13 protein-coding genes are annotated in these 18653 nt (G+C 69.4%); 7 read left to right on the top strand and 6 right to left on the bottom strand.

Annotated elements, in window-relative coordinates; all coding sequences use genetic code 11:
* The first annotated feature begins 40 nt into the window (after nucleotides 1–40).
* Nucleotides 41–1573, top strand: coding sequence for a SpoVR family protein (locus K7G19_RS09545; protein ID WP_149318651.1), 1533 nt, complete (start codon nucleotides 41–43; stop codon nucleotides 1571–1573).
* Between the two features lie 234 nt (nucleotides 1574–1807).
* Here K7G19_RS09545 and K7G19_RS09550 read toward each other — a convergent pair whose 3' ends face one another.
* The gene (locus K7G19_RS09550) at nucleotides 1808–4093 is read right to left on the bottom strand and encodes a mechanosensitive ion channel domain-containing protein (protein WP_226107004.1); all 2286 of its coding nucleotides are present in this window, start codon (nucleotides 4091–4093) and stop codon (nucleotides 1808–1810) included.
* A 235-nt stretch (nucleotides 4094–4328) separates the two neighbouring features.
* Between K7G19_RS09550 and fusA the strand changes: the two genes are divergently transcribed.
* Nucleotides 4329–6434 (top strand): elongation factor G, encoded by a 2106-nt coding sequence (gene fusA, locus K7G19_RS09555; protein WP_149318653.1) that lies wholly within the window; start codon nucleotides 4329–4331, stop codon nucleotides 6432–6434.
* Between the two features lie 104 nt (nucleotides 6435–6538).
* On the opposite strand, the gene K7G19_RS09560 is transcribed toward fusA, so the two are convergent.
* Together K7G19_RS09560 and K7G19_RS09565 are read right to left on the bottom strand one after the other, a co-directional pair.
* Nucleotides 6539–7408 (bottom strand): crotonase/enoyl-CoA hydratase family protein, encoded by an 870-nt coding sequence (locus K7G19_RS09560; RefSeq protein WP_149318654.1) that lies wholly within the window; start codon nucleotides 7406–7408, stop codon nucleotides 6539–6541.
* Between the two features lie 84 nt (nucleotides 7409–7492).
* Nucleotides 7493–8173: a histidine phosphatase family protein gene (locus K7G19_RS09565; RefSeq protein ID WP_226107006.1), complete on the bottom strand. Its 681-nt coding sequence runs from the start codon at nucleotides 8171–8173 to the stop codon at nucleotides 7493–7495.
* A gap of 196 nt (nucleotides 8174–8369) precedes the next feature.
* On the opposite strand from K7G19_RS09565, the gene K7G19_RS09570 reads away from it, so the two are divergent.
* Nucleotides 8370–9965, top strand: a complete 1596-nt coding sequence (locus K7G19_RS09570; protein WP_226107007.1) for a pentapeptide repeat-containing protein — start codon at nucleotides 8370–8372, stop codon at nucleotides 9963–9965.
* Here the strand turns inward: K7G19_RS09570 and K7G19_RS09575 are convergent.
* Together K7G19_RS09575 and K7G19_RS09580 are read right to left on the bottom strand one after the other, a co-directional pair.
* The gene (locus K7G19_RS09575) at nucleotides 9952–10917 is read right to left on the bottom strand and encodes a tripartite tricarboxylate transporter substrate binding protein (RefSeq protein WP_262484981.1); all 966 of its coding nucleotides are present in this window, start codon (nucleotides 10915–10917) and stop codon (nucleotides 9952–9954) included. The two genes, K7G19_RS09570 and K7G19_RS09575, sit on opposite strands and share 14 nt — an antisense overlap.
* Before the next feature lie 157 nt (nucleotides 10918–11074).
* Nucleotides 11075–11758, bottom strand: coding sequence for a TetR/AcrR family transcriptional regulator (locus K7G19_RS09580; protein ID WP_149318657.1), 684 nt, complete (start codon nucleotides 11756–11758; stop codon nucleotides 11075–11077).
* 270 nt (nucleotides 11759–12028) lie between these two features.
* Between K7G19_RS09580 and K7G19_RS09585 the strand changes: the two genes are divergently transcribed.
* From K7G19_RS09585 to K7G19_RS09600, 4 genes are all read left to right on the top strand, one after another.
* Nucleotides 12029–12835 (top strand): IclR family transcriptional regulator, encoded by an 807-nt coding sequence (locus K7G19_RS09585; protein WP_149318658.1) that lies wholly within the window; start codon nucleotides 12029–12031, stop codon nucleotides 12833–12835.
* A gap of 144 nt (nucleotides 12836–12979) precedes the next feature.
* On the top strand, nucleotides 12980–15202 hold the full coding sequence (locus K7G19_RS09590; RefSeq protein ID WP_226107008.1) for an acetate--CoA ligase family protein: 2223 nt from the start codon (nucleotides 12980–12982) through the stop codon (nucleotides 15200–15202).
* 21 nt (nucleotides 15203–15223) lie between these two features.
* Nucleotides 15224–16537, top strand: a complete 1314-nt coding sequence (locus K7G19_RS09595; RefSeq protein ID WP_149318660.1) for a DUF1254 domain-containing protein — start codon at nucleotides 15224–15226, stop codon at nucleotides 16535–16537.
* Nucleotides 16538–16598: 61 nt separating this feature from the next.
* Nucleotides 16599–17594 carry a tripartite tricarboxylate transporter substrate binding protein gene (locus K7G19_RS09600; RefSeq protein WP_149318661.1) on the top strand — a complete coding sequence of 332 codons (996 nt, stop codon included), beginning with the start codon at nucleotides 16599–16601 and terminating at the stop codon, nucleotides 17592–17594.
* Nucleotides 17595–17662: 68 nt separating this feature from the next.
* Here the strand turns inward: K7G19_RS09600 and K7G19_RS09605 are convergent, their stop codons facing one another.
* Nucleotides 17663–18553 (bottom strand): LysR family transcriptional regulator, encoded by an 891-nt coding sequence (locus K7G19_RS09605; protein ID WP_226107009.1) that lies wholly within the window; start codon nucleotides 18551–18553, stop codon nucleotides 17663–17665.
* Nucleotides 18554–18653: the final 100 nt, after the last annotated feature.

Consider the following 18653-nt stretch of genomic DNA (forward strand, 5'->3'; position numbering starts at 1 on the left):
GCGGAGCCGCGATCGCGGGCCGCCGACATGGGGGTGGGAAATGGCATACCTCTCTACCGGTTCGGAGTGGACCTTCGAACTGATCCAGCGGTACGACCGGGAGATCGCGCGCATCGCGGCCGATTTCGGCCTCGATACCTATCCCAACCAGATCGAGATCATCACCGCCGAGCAGATGCTGGACGCCTACGCGTCCGCGGGGCTGCCGGTCGGCTACAGCCACTGGTCCTACGGCAAGCACTTTCTGGCTTCGGAGCGCAGCTACCAGCGCGGCCACATGGGCCTGGCCTACGAGATCGTGATCAACTCCAATCCCTGCATCGCCTACCTGATGGAGGAGAACACGATGCCGATGCAGGCGCTGACGATCGCGCACGCCTGCTACGGCCACAACTCCTTCTTCAAGGGCAATTACCTGTTCCGCACCTGGACCAACGCGGACGCCATCGTCGATTACCTGCTGTTCGCCAAGAACTACGTGGCCGAATGCGAGCAGCGTTACGGCGAGCAGGAGGTCGAACTGCTGCTCGATTCCTGCCACGCGCTGCAGAACTACGGCGTGGACCGCTACAAGCGGCCGAAGAAGCTGTCGATCACCGAGGAGCAGGCGCGCCAGGCAGAGCGCGAGAACTATCTGCAGATGCAGGTCAACGATCTGTGGCGCACGCTGCCGAAGCACCGCTCGCACGCGCTGGTGACCGAGGACGAAGCGCCCGAGGCCGAGGCCACCTTCCCGCCGGAGCCGCAGGAGAACCTGCTGTACTTCATCGAGAAGAACGCGCCGAAGCTGCAGCCGTGGCAGCGCGAGATCGTCCGCATCGTGCGCAAGATCGCGCAGTACTTCTACCCGCAGCGCCAGACCAAGGTGATGAACGAGGGCTGGGCCACGTTCTGGCACTACACCATCCTGCACGAGCTGTACGAACAGGGGCTGGTCAACGACGCCTTCATGATGGAGCTGCTGCAGGCGCATACCAACGTCATTTACCAGCCGCCGTACCACAGCCCTTATTACAGCGGGCTCAATCCTTACACGCTGGGCTTCCTGATGTTCCAGGACCTGCGCCGCATGTGTGAGCGCCCCGAGGAGGAGGATTATCGCTGGGCGCCGGAGATCGCCGGCAGCGACTGGCGCAAGACGCTGGACTTCGCCATGCGCAACTTCAAGGACGAGAGCTTCCTGCTGCAGTTCCTGTCGCCGCGCGTGATCCGCGAACTGAAACTGTTCTCGGTGCTGGATGACGACCGCGAAAGCAAGCTGCGCGTGACGGCGATCCACGACGACGAAGGCTATCGCCGCATCCGGCAGTTGCTGGCCAGCCAGTACGACCTGTCCAATATCGAGCCGAACATCCAGGTGACCAACGTCGACGTCGGCGGCGACCGCTCGCTGACGCTGCGCCATCTGCAGAACGACCGCCGGCCGCTGGCGCAGAACTTCGAGGAGGTGATCCGCCATGTCACGCGGCTATGGGGCTTCACCGTGCGGCTCGAGGTGGTCTACGAGGACGGCCGCCACGAGATCAAGTACGAATGCCGGCCCGAGCGCAAGCACCATCGCAAGGCGGCATAGGGCGGCATAGGGCGGCAGAGGGCGGCAAATAGGGCGACATGAGGCGGCATAAGGCCGCGTGAGGCGGCGTAAGCCGGCGGAAACGATCCGATAGCGGTCCGCGCGGCGAGCCGGGTGCGGCAAGCGAGCAAGGCAAGAGCGGGGATTTCAGCGCTGAAATCTCCGCTCGTTTTATTTGGAAGCGGTTGGGCGGGTGGGAAGCGGTTCGAAGCGTTCTTCCTGTGCCAGGCATCCCTACGCCGCCCCCGCACTCCCCTCGCTTCCCGCAATCAGCGGCTTGACGTCCGCCGCGCCGCCGCCGTCCAGCTGCAGCGTCATGTAGGGCGAGGCCATGCGGATCCCCGCCGCGTCGAACTTCTGCTTCAGCGTCGCGTTGAACGCCCGCGTGATCTCGAACTGCGCCAGCGGCAACGTCTTGAACTGGGCCAGCACCACCGGGCCGGACGGATCGAAGCGGTCGAGCCCCAGGATGTCCAACCCCGACAGCAGCCGGTGCGTGAAACGGATGTCCTGCGCGATCTCGTCCCCCGCCTCGCGGATCAGCGCCATCGCGCGGTCCAGGTCGCTGTCGTAGCGCAGGCCGATATTGAAGACCGCGAAGGCATGGCCGCGCGACAGGTTCTTGATCGCCTTGATCTGGCTGTACGGCAGCACGTGCAGCGCGCCCTTGCCGTCGCGCAGCTTGATGGTCCGGATGGTCATGCCCTCGACCGTGCCGCTGTGGTCGGGCAGCTCAACCACGTCGCCGATGGCAATCGAATCCTCGATCACGATGAAGAGCCCCGTGATCAGATCCTGCACCAGCGTCTGCGCGCCGAAGCCGATGGCCAGGCCCACCACGCCGGCGCCGGCGATCAGCGGCGTCACGTTGACGCCGAGGTTGGCGAGCACCGCGATCAGCGCCATCACCAGCAGCGCGACGAACACCGCGTTGCGCAGCAGCGGCAGGATGGTGCGGGCGCGCATGCTGGGCGGCTGCCCGCGCCCGTGTCCCGGCGACAGCGCTTGCGTGATCGCGGTGTCGATCACCAGCCAGAACAGCCACGACAGCAGCACCGCGGCCAGCGCGCCGAATACCGCGTCCGCGAAGCGGCGGCCCAGCGCGGTCGAATGCATCAGATGCAGCAGCGAATTGCCCCAGACGCGGCTGGCGAGCTCCAGGAAACCCAGCCAGATTGCCAGGCGCACCAGCGCGACCGCAAAGCGGCCGAAGCGCGCCAGATAGGCCGAACGCCGCTGCCAGCGTTGCCGCGGTCCATGCTGGGTGGCCTGGGGCGAGCGTCCGGTCACCACCGTCAGCGCCAGCGCGGCGACCAGCAGCGCCACCGTCAGGATGGTCCGGCCCAGATAGTCGTCGGCATGGCCCGCGGCGAGCAGGGTGCCGACCACCGAGGCGAATACCACCGCCAGCACCGGCAGGTGCCAGGTGCCGCCGGCCAGCCGCAGCACATCGGTGATGGCGGGATGGGCCTGGCGGAAGGCCAGCGGCCGGTTGGCGATCAGATGGCCGATCTGCCGCCGAAAACGCAGGCAGAACCAGGCCATCAGCAGCGCCGCGGCGATATTGGACAGATTGGCGGTCACGGCGGACAGGTTGACGCCAAGCGCGGCGATCACGCGCGCGTTGGTCGCGGCATCACCTAGCGCCGCCAGCGAGCCGATCGCGAACAGTACCGGGCGCGAGTGCTGGTGCAGGTCAAGTACCGCGCGCCGCCGGTGCGCGGTGTTGAAGACGGCGAACAGCGTCTGCGATACCGCCGACAGCACCGCGCCGGCGACCAGCGCGTAGGCCACCGTCAGCGCCGCCACGCCGGCCGGCACCAGATGCAGCGCAAGCGCGCGCACGATCCAGATCGCCACGCCGAAGGCGATCGCCCACGGGCCGACCCGGCGCAGCATGAAGATGCCGACGTCGGTCCACGACGGCACGGTGGGCAGCTGGACCCGATCGACCGGCCGCATCAGCCGGCCCCGCACGCGCCGCGCCAGTTCGTGCAGCAGCCAGCCGCCGACGGCCCAGCCCGCCAGCACCGCGGCGAACAGCTGCGCCGAACGCGGTGCGCTGCCCCGCCCGCGATCGGTCAGCGCCTGCTGCCATTCCTCGCCGGCAAAACGCAGGCGCCAGCTCCAGTAGCGCCACGGCCCCTGATCCTTGCCGAGCCGGTCGTCGACCTGCTCGACCGCTTCGGCCAGCGCGCCGACCAGTCCGCCGGCCTCGGCGTCCGAGGCCGCCGTCGCCGTGGAAGCCGCCGGGGCTGACGCGCCGAGGCCGTCGCGCACCGCCCGCAGCTGGCCGACCAGCGCCGCGCGCTGCTGGTCGTTCTGCAGCGTCTCGATGACCTGGTCCAGCGATTGCGCCAGCGGCACGCTGGCGGCGGCCTCGGAGGCGGGTGCCGACGTAGCGGACGGGGGATGGGCCGCGGGCTTGCCCAAGGGCGTGGCCGCACCGGCGTGGGGCACGGTACCGATCGCGCAGAGCCAGATCAGCGCCAGCCATGGCAGATGACATCGCAGGTTCATCGTCGCGGGAGCCTCGTCGAAACCGGTCCTCGGCCCGGTGGGCGGGCCGCCATGGGCGCACTGTAACCGATGCCCAAGGGCCGGACGACCGGTGTCCGTCCGACGCCGCGGAGCCGCCAATCCCGCGCCGCACGCAACTTCGCCGATAGTGCTACTCTAACTCCCCTCTTTTCTCCGACCCCTTTATTCAGGTTCTACTCAGGTTCTACTCAGGCCCCTAACTCAGGAGATTGTCGTGGCCCGCAAAACTCCCATCGAGCGCTATCGCAACATCGGCATCAGTGCGCATATCGACGCCGGCAAGACGACCACGACCGAACGCATCCTGTTCTACACGGGCGTCAGCCACAAGCTGGGCGAGGTGCACGAAGGCGCCGCCACCATGGACTGGATGGAGCAGGAGCAGGAGCGCGGCATCACCATCACGTCGGCCGCCACCACCGTGTTCTGGAAGGGCATGGCCGGCAAGTATCCCGAGCACCGGATCAACATCATCGACACCCCCGGGCACGTCGACTTCACCATCGAGGTCGAGCGCTCGATGCGCGTGCTCGACGGCGCGGTGATGGTCTACGACGCGGTAGGCGGCGTGCAGCCGCAATCGGAGACGGTCTGGCGCCAGGCCAACAAGTACGGCGTGCCGCGGCTGGCCTTCGTCAACAAGATGGACCGCGTCGGCGCGGACTTCTTCCGCGTGCGCGAGCAGATCGCCGAGCGCCTGAAGGGCGTGGCCGTGCCGGTGCAGATTCCGATCGGCGCCGAGGACCACTTCCAGGGCGTGGTCGACCTGGTGCGCATGCAGGCCATCGTCTGGGACGAGGCCAGCCAGGGCGTGCGCTTCGAATACCGGGAGATCCCGGCCGAGCTGGTCGACACCGCGCAGCTGTGGCGCGAGCGGATGGTCGAGGCCGCGGCCGAGGCCAACGAGTCGCTGCTGGAGAAATACCTCGGCGGCGAGGCGCTGAGCGAGGACGAGATCAAGGCCGGCCTGCGCCAGCGCACGATCGCCAACGAGATCGTGCCGATGCTGTGCGGCAGCGCGTTCAAGAACAAGGGCGTGCAGGCGATGCTCGACGCGGTGGTCGACTATCTGCCGTCGCCCGCCGACGTGCCCGCGATCCGCGGCCATACCGAGGACGATCGCGATGCCGAGCGCCATCCGAGCGACGACGAGCCGTTCTCCGCGCTGGCCTTCAAGATCATGACGGACCCGTTCGTCGGCCAGCTGATCTTCTTCCGCGTGTATTCCGGCGTGGTGAACTCGGGCGACACCGTCTACAACCCCGTCAAGGGCAAGCGCGAACGTCTGGGCCGCATCCTGCAGATGCATGCCAACACGCGCAACGAGATCAAGGAGGTGCGGGCCGGCGATATCGCCGCGGCGGTGGGCCTGAAGGAGGCGACCACCGGCGACACGCTGTGCGACCCGGCCAACGTGATCATCCTGGAGCGGATGACCTTCCCCGATCCGGTGATCTCCCAGGCGGTGGAGCCCAAGACCAAGGCGGACCAGGAGAAGATGGGCGTGGCGCTGAACCGCCTGGCGCAGGAAGACCCGTCGTTCCGCGTCAAGACCGACGAGGAATCGGGCCAGACCATCATCTCCGGCATGGGCGAGCTGCACCTCGAAATCCTGGTCGACCGCATGAAGCGCGAGTTCGGCGTGGAAGCGACCGTCGGCAAGCCGCAGGTCGCCTATCGCGAGACCATCCGCCAGGCGATCAAGGGCGTCGAGGGCAAGTTCGTCAAGCAGTCGGGCGGCCGCGGCCAGTACGGCCATGTGGTGATCGACCTGGAGCCGCAGCCGCAGGGCAAGGGCTACGAGTTCGTCGACGCGATCAAGGGCGGCGTGATCCCGCGCGAGTTCATCCCCGCGGTGGACAAGGGCATCCAGGAGACGCTCAATGCCGGCGTGCTGGCTGGCTTCCCGGTGGTGGACGTCAAGGTCACGCTGGTGTTCGGCTCGTACCACGAGGTCGATTCGAACGAGAACGCCTACCGGATGGCCGGCTCGATGGCCTTCAAGGACGGCATGCGGCGCGCGCGTCCGGTGCTGCTCGAGCCGATGATGGCAGTCGAGGTCGAGACCCCGGAGGAGTTCACCGGCAACGTGATGGGCGATCTGTCGTCGCGCCGCGGCATCGTGCACGGCATGGACGAGATCGCGGGCGGCGGCGGCAAGCTGGTGCGCGCCGAGGTGCCGCTGGCCGAGATGTTCGGCTACTCGACCTCGCTGCGTTCGCTGACCCAGGGCCGCGCGACCTACACGATGGAGTTCAAGCACTACGCCGAGGCGCCGGCCAACGTCGCCGACGCGGTGGTCAACGCGCGCCGGCAGTAGGCTTCGAAGGCAGGGCGCTCCGACCCGGGGCGTCCCCGGCGCGCTAAAACGGACGGCGTTGAAACGAACGGCGCCCCATCGAACGTCGCTCAAACAAAAGTCGCTCAAACGAAAGGCGGCTCGCCCTGCCAGTCGAAGAAGTCGGGCATGTCGCGCGACACGGTCTGCGGGAACGCGGCCGGGCGCTTCTGCAGGAAGGCCTCGACGCCTTCCTTCGCGTCCGGCGAGCGCCCGCGCGACTGGATCGCGCGGCTGTCCAGCTTGTGCGCCTCCATCGGATGCGCGGCGCCCGCCATCCGCCAGATCATCTGCCGCGAGATCGCCACCGACACCGGCGCGGCATTGTCGGCGATCTCGCGCGCCAGCGCGTAGGCCGCCGGCAGCAGCTCGTCGGGCGCATGCAGCGAGCGCACCAGGCCGCGCTCCAGCGCCTCCTGGGCCGGGAACACGCGGCCGGTGTAGCACCACTCCAGCGCGGTCGAGATGCCGACCACGCGCGACAGGAACCACGACGACGCGGCCTCCGGCGTGATGCCGCGGCGGGAGAACACGAAGCCGAACTTGGCCGTGGTCGAGGCCAGCCGGATATCCATCGGCAGCTGCATCGTCACGCCGATGCCTACCGCGGCGCCGTTGATCGCCCCGATCACCGGCTTCAGGCTGCGGAAGATCCGCAGCGCGACACGGCCGCCGCCGTCGCGGTGCGGCGCGTCGGCCGGCGCGCCGTAGCGCTTCTCGAAATCGAAGGTCGAGCCGCCCGAGGACAGATCGGCGCCGGCGCAGAACGCGCGTCCCGCGCCCGTCACCACCACCGCCCGCACCGCATCGTCGGCGTCGGTGGCATCGAAGGCCGCGATTAGCTCCTGCATCATCTGCGCGTTGAACGTATTCATCTGTTCCGGCCGGTGCAGCGTGATGGTGGCGATGCCGTCGGCGACGGCGTAGCGCAGCGTTTCGAACTGGGATGGTTGCATGGGGGCTCCGAGGTTGCCGATCAAATGCCGGGAAGAACGAGGGTGACCGCCGACGGACGCCGGCGATGCCGGCAGCCGTGCTGCTCAGGCGAACGTGATCGCGCCGCGCCGGTCCGCGCGCTCCAGATGCGGCACGTTGTTGAAACTGAGCAGCCGCTGCGTATTGCGGCCGCAGATGATTTCGCAGAAGGCGGTGTTGCGGAACTGCAGGTTCAGCTCGATCGCCGTCTGCGCCGGCGCGTGCAGCATGTCGGCCACCGCACGGCCGATCGCGCCACCCGAGCTGACCACCAGGATCGCGTCCTCGCGCGCCGAGCCCTCGGCGCCGTGCGCCAGTCCCGCCGCGATGCGCTTGCCGAATTCGTCCCAGCTCTCGGGCATGCCGGTCAGCGTGCCGGAGGTCCAGGCCGCGAAGGCCGCGCGGAAGGTACGCCAGTAGTCCGCATAGTCGCCGTTCTGATGCGCGCGATGATCGGCGCCGCCGGTGTGGGCGCAGTACAGCGCCTCGCCGTCGTACTCGTTGAAGCCCGGATGCGTCTCGATCGTCAGTCCGGCACCGGCCTCGCCCATGGCGGCCAGGATCTCGCTGGCGGTGTCCTGCTGGCGCACCAGCGAGCCGGCGATCACGCGGCGGAAGCGCACCCCGCGCTCGACGAAATACTCGCCGAGCCAGCGCGATTGCTGCCGGCCCTGCGCAGACAGGCAGTCGTAGTTGGCCGCGCCGAAGGAGGCCTGGCCGTGGCGCACGAGAAATAGCGTTGCCATAGAGGGAGAGCGGAAGGTTGGGAGGAGGCCGGCCCACCGGAGCGGCCGGCGGGCCGGCGATGGCCGTCGCGCTCGATTGTAGGGCGCGCTCCGAGTGCCGGCCAAGCAAGCGTGACACGCTGCATACCGGTCATGGCCGCGCTGCATTGTCGTCGTCGGCGGGCCTTTCGCGTCTCAAATTCCAAAAGGTGGCGGCATGTTACGCAAATGGCGTCGCCATACGCGGTTACCTTGGCGCCTGCCCGGAGGAGGGCGTTCTTCATTCCATCCAGACATCGGCATATCGGGACACCGGGGCACCTGGGACATCCCGGACAGCCCGGACATCCCAAACCTCCCGGACGTCGGGACATCAAGACATCAAGAGGTCGAGACGATGCGTACGTATCACACCCTGTCGTATCGCGACTGCACCGCCTTCAGCGCGGCAGTCGAATCGCCGCATCTCGGGCCGGCGATCAACGCGGCGCTCGTGCGCGGCGAACTGATCGAAGTCCAGGGGCATCGATTCCGCCTGTGCCGCTCGGACGCCGGCTGGAAGATCAAGACCGCTTCGCTCTGGCAGATGACGCACCGGCAGCGCTTCGCGCGGCTGATGCGGTGCCTGCGCCTCGGTGGCGACGAAGTGCTGTGGGAAGCGAGGGTGCGCCGCTTCGTCAAGCATGACGCGCTGCGCGTGCAGGTCGATGGCGGTGGCGGCGCCGATGGCAACGGCGGCGCTGCGCGGCCGCGCGTGCTGCCTCGCTACGTCAACGGTTGGCTGCCGCCGGCTCTCGACCGGGGCAGCCTGTCGACGCAGAGCGCGGCCGCCGGCCGTCGGCGTCGCGCCGAGCTGCTGCAATACGTCCAGCGGCCGCACGCGGAACCCGACGGCGCATCGGAGGCCGCATCCGAGGGCGCATCCGAAGGCGCGGGCAAGGTGCCGCCGCAGAGCCGGCCCGCCATGCCGCCGGGCATCGACCTGCGCCGCCTTTGTCCCGACGTCGCGGCGCATCTGTTCGGCCCAGGCGCGGACTTGCGCGGACGCAATCTGCGCGACAGCGACCTGGGCCCGCTCGATCTGAGCGGCGCCGACTTGCGCGGCGCGGTGCTGATCCGCTGCAAGGCCGCCGGGGCCAGCCTCGTCGGCACCGATCTGCAGGGAGCCGATCTGCGCTGTGCCGACCTGCGCGGCGCCCGGCTGGACGCGGCCAAGCTGTCCGGCACGCGGCTCGCCGCGGCCCGGCTGCAGAACGCCTCGCTGCATGGTGCCGATCTGCACGGCCAGACGCTCGACATGATGGCTTTGGCCGGCGCGACGCTGCACGGCGCGGACCTGACGGGCGCGCGCCTGGTGCTGGCCGGCGACGTGTTCACCAACGGCGCCGTACGCCGGGCCATGCTCAAGCCCTTGCATCAGCGCGAGGACAATCTGCTGTGGACGCTGGTCTCCCTGCCGGATCCGGACCGGCGGCGCGAACTGATGCGGGCGATCGTGCGGGCGCTTTGGCACGCCGTCACCCAGGGCGAGGACGTCTCCGACACCCATGATGCCCTCGCCGCGGTGCTGCTCAGGAACATCGACGACTATTGGGGCGACCCGCGCGACAAGCACGCCGACATCGCGTTGAACGGCTGGATCCAGACACTGGCCCGGCATCAGTGCCTGCGCCTGGCCGACGCGCTGCCCGAGCCCTGCGAAGGAGCGCTGCTGCAACTGGTGGACCGATATCGCACGATGTTTGCCGAGCGCGGCGCGTTGTCGTGGGAGGTGCCGCTGAAGTTACGCTCGCAAGCCGTCAGTCGAGCCTGACGCCGGTATCGGCGGTCAGCTTCAGCACCACCGGCAGATAGGCGCGATACGCGCTGCTCGCCTCGGCCGGCAGATTGCCGACCGGCTCGGCGCCCATCTCGTCGATCCGGCGCGCCAGCGGGCCGCTCCTGACCAGCGCGCTGACCTCGCGCCCGAGCCGCTCGACGATGGCCGGCGGCGTCTTCGCGGGGGCCAGCAGCGTGGTCGGCCCGACGACCTCGTAGGCCGGATCGCGGTAACCCGCCTCGGCGAAGGTCGGCACATCGGGCAGGCCCACCGCCCGGCGCGTGCCGATCACCGCCAGCGGGCGCAGCTTGCCGGTGGCGATGTGCTGCTTCAGCGCGGTCACCGAGCCGATCGTCATGTTGACCTGCCCGGCCAGCAGATCCGACACCATCGGCCCTTCGCCGCGATAGGGCACGTGCAGGATATCGAGGCCCTTCGTCTTGGCCAGATACGACTGGATCGTATGCGGCTGCGTGCCGGGTCCCCATGATCCCATCCGCAAGGCGCCGGGATGGGCCTTCGCGTAGGCGAGCAATTCGTCGACGTTCTTGACCGGCAGCGCGCTGTTGACCACCAGCACGGTACGCATGGTGGCGATGTCGGAGACGGGCTGCAGATCGGTGCGCGGATCGTAGGGCAGCTTCCTGTACAGTGCCAGGTTAGCCGTGATCGGGCCGGGCACCGTCATCAGCAGCGTGTAGCCGTCGGGCGCTGACTTGGCGACATGGTCGGTGCCGATGATGCCGCCCGCGCCGCCCTTGTTCTCGACCACCACCGGCTGGCCCAGCCGCTGGCTCAGCGTGTCGCCCAGCGTGCGGGCCAGCGTGTCGGTCGAACCGCCGGCCGGATAGGGCACGACGATCCGGATCGGCTTGCTCGGGTAGGTGTCCTGCGCATGCAGCGGCATGGCTGCCACCGTCAGCAGCGCCAGGGTGGCGGCGCGCATCGCCGTCGTGCGTCGCGCCAACCATCGTGCCATCGTGTATCGCGCCATCGTGCATCGTGGCGCCTGATGCCTGGCCGCCTTGCTGCGTGGGTTCATGCTGGTCTCCGTCTTGTGATGATGGTTTGGGATCGCGATGGGCCTGGCCCGCTCGCTGGCTTCAATCCCGCATCGGCGCCAGATAGCTGCCGATCAGCCGCGCCATCTGCACCGGCAGTTCGTCGTCGTCCAGCCGCACCGGCAGCGGGTCATGCAGCAGCGCATTGACCAGCATGCCGAACACGGCCTGCATGGCGAAGCGCACCTTCGCCTCGGCCCGGGTGTCGTCGCCGAGCCGCGGCACCAGCAGCGCCACCATCCGGTCCGCAAAGGCCGTCGCACAGTCCCCATGGGGCTGCCACGCCTGGGGGCGAGCGCCGGCCTGCTGCAGCGCCGCCCGCAGCAGGCCCCGCTGGGCGCGGCAGCCGCGCACCAGCAGGCGCATCGCCTTGTCGAGCAGCACCGCGGTCGGCAGCGCGGCGCAGCGCGAAGACGCCAGATGGTGCGCCATCGCCTGCTGCGCCTCGTGTACCGCCGCCGTCTGCAACGCTTCGAAGAAGGCCGCCTTGTCGCGGAAGCGCCCATAGAAGGCGCCGACCGACAGCTCGCAGGCCGCGACGATCTGCGCCACCGAGATCGCTTCGAAGTCGCGCGTGGCCAGCAGCGTGCGGCCCGCCGCCAGCAGCGATTGCTCGGTATCGCGGGCACGCTGGCGCTTGGGCGCGTGCAGCAGCGAACGGGTGTCGAGCGCGGGGAAGGCGCTGCGCGCGGTGCCCGGCAGCGGGAACGGGGAGGCAGGGGTCATGGCGGCTTCCGGAGGCGGCTACGGATACGGGTGCGGATAAGGGATGCGGACAGGGATGCGGACCGGAATGCGGACCGGAATGCAGGCTCGACCGGCGACGCCAATGCGTGCGCCATCTGTCCGGCCCAGCGTCCGATCCAGTGTCCGGTCACGTTAGGGGCACGCGCGGGGAGCGTCAACGGAAGCCGCTCTATTTCCAATATCTGGAAATTCGTTCCATCATTTGACGGTCGTTGCCGAGGCCACCCACACTGGATTTCAGGAGACAACATGAACACGCCGGTCGAACAATTCATCGCCGAGCGCCGCCGCGACGATCCGTCGTTCGGCGGCCTGCTCGCCAAGGGCTTTGCCTTGCTGCGCTGCTTCATCGACGAGCCGCAGCCGATGGGCAATGGCGAACTGTCGCGCCGGCTGCAACTGCCGCGCGCCACGGTGTCGCGCATCTGCAAGACCCTGTACGAGCTGGGCTATCTCGACTGGGACCCGAAGCTCGACAAGTACTTCGTCAGCGCGCAGGTGCTGGCGCTCGGCTATCCGTACCTGACGGGCCTGCCGATGCGGCATACCGCGCGGCCGCTGATGCAGGCGCTGGCCGACCGCATCGAGGGCGCGGTGTCGATGGGCGTGGCGCACCGGCTCGACGTGACCTATCTGCTCACCTGCACCCACAACGAGGGCACGCCGGCGCGGCCGGGTGTCGGCGCGGTGCGTTCGGTGCTGAACACCGGCATGGGCCGCGCGTTCCTGTGCACGCTGTCCAAGGCCGAGTTCCAGCGGCTGATGGAGATCGCCCAGCGCGAGCGTCCCGACGAATACGCCGCCAGCTACGACCGCATCTGCCACAACGTCGCCCACTATCCGAAACGCGGCTTCGCGACCAACGAGGGCGAGGCGGGCATCGGCGTGCATGGCGTCGGCATCTACTCGCGCATCGTCTATCTGAACCGCCCGCTGCTGTTCAACTGCGCGATTGCCGGCAGCAAGCTGCGCCGCGGCATGCTGGAAAAGCGCGTGGCGCCGATGCTGGTCGAGATGGTCCGCAGCATCGAGCAGGCAGCGGGCGTCGGGCGATAGCGCACGCCGGGCCGCCGCCCGGCCACCGCCGGCGTGGCACGTTCCCGCAGCGGGTTCCGGCGACCTGGCGAACGCGACAACATGAGAGACACCACGATGCCGCCGCCACGGCGGCATCGGCCCACAACGACAACGGAGACATCGATGCCAGACCCGACCCCTGCGCCGACCCCCGCGCCGACGCGCGAACCGACCCCCACACCGCTCCCCGACCTGACCGCCTTGCTGCGGCCGCGCTCGATCGCCGTGATCGGCGCCTCGTCCCAACCAGAGAAGGTCGGCGGCATGCCGATCCGGTTGCTGCGCGAGCTCGGCTACGGCGGCCGCGTGCATCCGGTCAACACGGCATCGGCCGAGATCCAGGGGTTACCCGCCACGCCCTCGCTTGCCGCGCTCGGCGAGCCGGTCGACCTGGCCATCGTCGCGGTGCCGGCGCTGGCCAGCGCCGACGTGATGGCGCAGCTGGCGGCCAACGGCACGCGCGCGGCGGTGTTCTTCACGTCTGGCTTCGCCGAGGTCGGCGAGGACGGCACCCGCATGCAGCAGGCGCTGGCCGAGCAGGCGCGGCATCACGGCATCACGCTGCTGGGGCCCAATTGCCTGGGCGCGATGAACCTGCGCGAGCGCATGTTCGCAACCTTCTCGCCGATTCCGCTGAGCGGGCTGCCGCCGCTGGGCGATGTGGGACTGGTCAGCCAGAGCGGGGCCTTCGGCGCCTATGCCTTCGCGCTGGCGCGCGAGGCCGGGCTCGGCCTGAGCCACTGGGTCACTACCGGCAACGAGGCCGGGCTGCAGGTCGCCGACGTGATCGAATGGATGGCGCACGACGACGACACGCGCGTGATCCTGACCTATATGGAAGGCTGCCGCGATGGCGAGCGGCTGCGCCGCGCGCTGGCAGCGGCGCGTGCGGCCGGCAAGCCGGTGGTGGTCGCCAAGGTCGGCGTCACCGAGGCCGGCGCGCGCTCGGCGCAATCGCATACCGCCAGCCTGGCGGGCGAGGACGCGGTCTACCAGGCGGTGTTCGACGAATACGGCGTGCATCGCGCCGAATCGCTGGAAGCGTTCTTCCGGCTCGGCTATGTGCTGTCGCGCGGCCGGCGGCCGTCGCGCTGGCACAGCGCCAGCGGCCTGGCCGCCGATGCGGTGGCGCCGGTGGCGATCGTCACCGTGTCCGGCGGCGTCGGCATCATGATGGCCGATCGCGCCGAGCAGCTGGGTTTGCCGATGCCTGCGATGCCGGCCGGCCCGGCTGAAGCGCTGCGTGCCGCGATCCCGTTCGCCAGCACCGCCAATCCGATCGATGTGACCGGCCAGATCGTGGCCCAGCCGCGCGTGTTGCTGGACGCGCTGCGCGACGTCGCCGAATGCGGGGAATACGGCAGCGTGGTGGCGTTCCTGGCCGCCGGCGCCAATGCACCGGCGCTGTGGCCCGAGCTGCAGCGCACCGTCGCCGCGCTGCACGAGACGACCGCCAGCGCGCCGCTGCTGCTGTGCGGGCTGGTGGCCGATGATCGCCGCGCCTGGCTGGAGCAGCACGGCTGCCTGGTGTTCCGCGAGCCCGCGCACGCGATGGAAGCGGTTGCCGCGCTGGCGCGTGCGGCGGCGCAGGGTGCGGAAAGCCGCGGCGAGTCCGCGGCTGAGGCCTTGCCACAGTTGCCACAGTTGCCACGTATTGCCGCCGACGCCAACGCGCTGTCCGAACACGAGGCGATGCAATTGCTGGCCGAAGCCGGCGTGCCGGTGGCCCCGCACGGCCTGGCGCGCGATGCCGGCGAGGCGGTGCGCATCGCCGAGCGGCTCGGCTATCCGGTCGCGGTCAAGCTGTGCTCGCGCGAGATCCTGCACAAGAGCGATGTCGGCGGCGTGGCGTTGAACCTGCACGATGCCGATGCGGTGCGCGCGGCCTTTGCGCGGGTGCGCGACGCGATCGGCCGGCATGCGGCCCGGCATGGCGGTGCGCCGGTGCCCTTCGAGGGCGTGGTGGTGGCGCGCATGGTGCGCGGCGGGGGCGAACTGATGGTCGGCGTGCGGCGCGATCCGGTGTTCGGGCTCGTCGCGCTGGCCGGCATCGGCGGCACCGCGGTCGAGGTGTTCCGCCAGATGGCATTCGGACTGGCGCCGCTGTCGATGCCTCGCGCGCTGGCGATGTTGCGCGACAGCCGCGCCGAGGCGCTGTTCGCCGGCCATCGCGGCAATCCGGCCGTGCCGCTCGAACAGGTGGCCCAGGTGCTGGTGCGCGTGTCGCAGTCCGCCGCCGCGATCGGGCCGCGGCTCGACACGCTGGAGATCAATCCCTTCATCGTCACGGCCGACGGGCCGGTGGCGGCCGACGCCGTCATCACACTGCGGCACGACGCGCATTGAAACCCCAAGCGAGCACCCGAGATGAACCATCCCGCCAGCCCCATCTTCTCCGCCCCCGTCTACGACAACCCCCAGCAGGCCCTGACCGCCGCCGCGGCGCTGCCGCTGGTGATCTACGGCTACCCGCTGATCGAAACGCTGCGCACCTGCCGCCTGCAGACGTCGGTCCAGGCGGCCACCGGCTACGGCCGCGCGCCGGTCAACGTGCTGTCGGCCAGCACGCGCCAATGGACCCACGAGGACCGCGACATCGTCACGCCGGCCAACGACCTGCTGTACTTCTGCGGCTGGATCGACCTGTCCGACGGTCCGGTCACGCTGCAGGTGCCGCCGCTGAGCGACCCGGACCGCTACTACGTGGTCGAACTGCTCGACGCGCATACCAACAACTTCGAGAATCTCGGGCCCCGCAATGTGCCGGCCGAGGGCGCCGCGGTGAAACTGGTCGGCCCCGGCCAGCAGGCGGGTGCCGGCCGCGCGGTCGCGTGTCCGACGTCGCTGGTCTGGCTGATCGGCCGCGTGCTGGTACAGGGCGAGCAGGACCTGCCGGCCGCGCATGCGTTCGAGCAGGGCTTCCGGCTCGATGCGCCAGCGATCGGGCGCCAGCCGCAATGCGTGCGGCTGTGGCGCGAGACCGGCGACGCCGCGCTCGACTTCTTTCACAACCTGTTCCAGGCGCTGCGGGAGTTTCCGCCGTCGCCGGAGGAGCGCGGCCTGCTGACGCTGCTGCGGCGCCTGGGCATCCGGCTCGAGGACGAGGTCGACATCGCCGCGCTGCGGCCGGCGGTGCAGGCGGGCCTGGTCAGCGCCTATCGGCAAGGCATGGATCTGATCGAGGCGCATACGCGCAGCCAGGGACGCAAGAGCTGGGGCTACAGCCTGAAGCTCGGCGTCTACGGCGACGACTGGCTGATGCGCGCGACCACCGCGATGAAGGGATTGGGCGCGCTGCGCGCCGACGAGGCGGTCTACGCGATGGCGGACTTCGATGCCGACGGGCAGCCGCTGACCGGCGCCGGCACTTACGAGTTGCGCTTCCCGGCGGGCCATCTGCCGCCGGCGCAGGCGTTCTGGTCGGTGTCGCTGTACGGCGAGGACCGCTTCTTCACCGCCAACGCCATCGGCCGTTATGCGATCGGCGACCGCACGCCGGGCCTGCGCTACGAGGACGACGGCAGCCTGGCGATCGCGATCTCGCATGCGCGTCCCGCTTCGATCGACAACTGGCTGCCGGCGCCGGCGGGACCGTTCTATCTGATCCTGCGCCTCTATCACCCGAGCCCTGCCTTTATCGCGGGCCAGTACGTCATTCCGCCCGTGCGGCGGATCGCCTGAGGGGGCCGCGATGATGCGCTCCGATGTAGTCCATGGCTTTCGTGTCCTTCGTGTCTTTCGGATGCTTGATGTCCTTCGCGGCGGCCGGCTCGCCAAAGGTCTGATGGCCGCCTTGGTGCTTGCCGTCGGCCTTGCCCTGGCCCCGGTCGCCCACGCCGACAGCTACCCTTCGCGCCCCGTCAAGCTGGTCTCGCCCTACGGCGCCGGCGGGTCCAACGACACCTCGGCGCGCGTGCTGGCCGACGCGCTGAGCCAGAAGTACGGGCAGCAGTTCGTAGTCGAGAACCGGCCGGGCGCCGGTACGCGCGTGGCCAACGAGCTGGTTGCGCATGCGGCGCCGGACGGCTACACGCTGCTGTGGGCGGCCGCGCCGTTCGCGATCAACACAGCGGCGGGGCTGAAACAGCGCTACGACGTCGCCAGGGACTTCAAGCCGGTCGGCCCGCGCGTGGTCGGGCCGGTCTTCCTGATCGTCAATGCCGCCTCGCCGGCGCGCACGCTGGCCGATTTCGTCAAGCTCGCGCGCGAGAAGAAGGACGGCATCACGTTCGCCTCGCCGGGCATCGGCTCGGGGCCGCACCTGACCGGCGAGCTGTTTGCCGCGCAGGCCGGCTTCAAGGCGCTGACCGTGCATTACAAGGGCGATGCCACCGCCTATACCGAACTGCTGGCGGGTCGCGTCGACGCGACGCTGACCGCCATCACCTCGGCGCTGCCCTTCATCAAGGCGGGCAAGCTGCGCGTGCTGGCGGTCGCGTCGGAGCAGCGCAGCCCGGTGTATCCGGACGCGCCGACCTTCGCCGAGCAGGGCCATGCCGGCGTGGTCGGCTACGGCTGGTTCGGGCTGGTGGCGCCAGCCGGTACGCCGGACGCGATCGTGCGCCAGCTCAATCGCGATGCCAGCGCGGTGTTTGCCGACCCCGCCATCCGGGCGAAGCTGCACGGGCTCGGCCTGCAGCCGGAGCCGATGAGCAGCGCGGCCTTCGGCCAGTTCATCGACGGCGAGGTGCGCAAATGGGGCGAGTTGATCCGGCGGACCGGGCTGGTGCTGGAATAAGGTGCAGGAATAAGGTGCAGGAATAATCGGCCCCGCCAGTGCGAGTATCGCCGGCGGGATCGCAGCCACTATGGGAAGCGCGGCGCCAGATCGGCCTTGAGCCAGTCGATCAGCGCGCGCGTGCGCGCCGGCAGCATCCGCGCATGCGGATAGAGCACCGACAGCGGCCACGGCGCCAGCTCGTAGTCCTCCAGCACGATGCGCAGCTTTTTCTCGGCCACCAGCGGCGCGACCTGGTACGACAGGAAGTGGCCGAAGCCGGCGCCGGCCGCGCAGGCCGCGACCGCCGGGGCGGTCTGGTTGAATTCCAGATTGCCGGTGACCGGCACCTGGAACACGCGGCCATCGTCCTGAAAGGTCCACCAGTGCGGATTGCCATTGCTGAAGCGCAGGCAGGGCTGCCGCGTCAGGTCCTCCGGATGGCGCGGCACGCCATGCTTGCGCAGGAAGGCCGGCGTGGCGACCACCACGCGGCGGATCCGGCCGACCGGCTGCGCGATCAGCGTCGAATCGCGCAGGGGCCCGATCCGCACGCCGACATCGACCCCTTCCTCGAGCAGGTCGACCACCCGATCGGCGAAGTTCAGCGAGCAATGCACCGCGGGATAGCGCTGCACGAAGCGCGTGACCGCGGGCGCCACATACATCTGGCCGAACAGCATCGGCGCGGTCACGGTCAGGTGGCCGGCGAGTTCGACCTGCCGCGTCGTCAATCCGGCCTCGACCTCGTCGATGGTGGCCAGGATGCGCCGGCAGCTGTCGAGGTAGCTGCGGCCGTCTTCGGTCAGCGCCAGCCGGCGCGTGGTGCGGTTCAGCAGGCGGACCTGCAGATGGGCCTCCAGCGCGGCCAGCGTGCGCACCACCGCGGGCAGCGAGGTGCCGAGGGAGGCCGCGGCGGCGGTCAGGCTGCCCTTGTCGACGATCCGAACGAAAGTCTGCATCGCGCGAAGTTTGTCCATCGCGCGACATTACTCCATTTATCGGAGTAGTCAAATACATTCGGCGCGCTTTATTGCGGACCGGTCGCCGACCACAATGCGGGCATTCACCAACCGCTTC

Origin of the sequence: Cupriavidus sp. DB3 (assembly GCF_020418465.1) — a bacterium.
Lineage (GTDB): Bacteria > Pseudomonadota > Gammaproteobacteria > Burkholderiales > Burkholderiaceae > Cupriavidus > Cupriavidus cauae.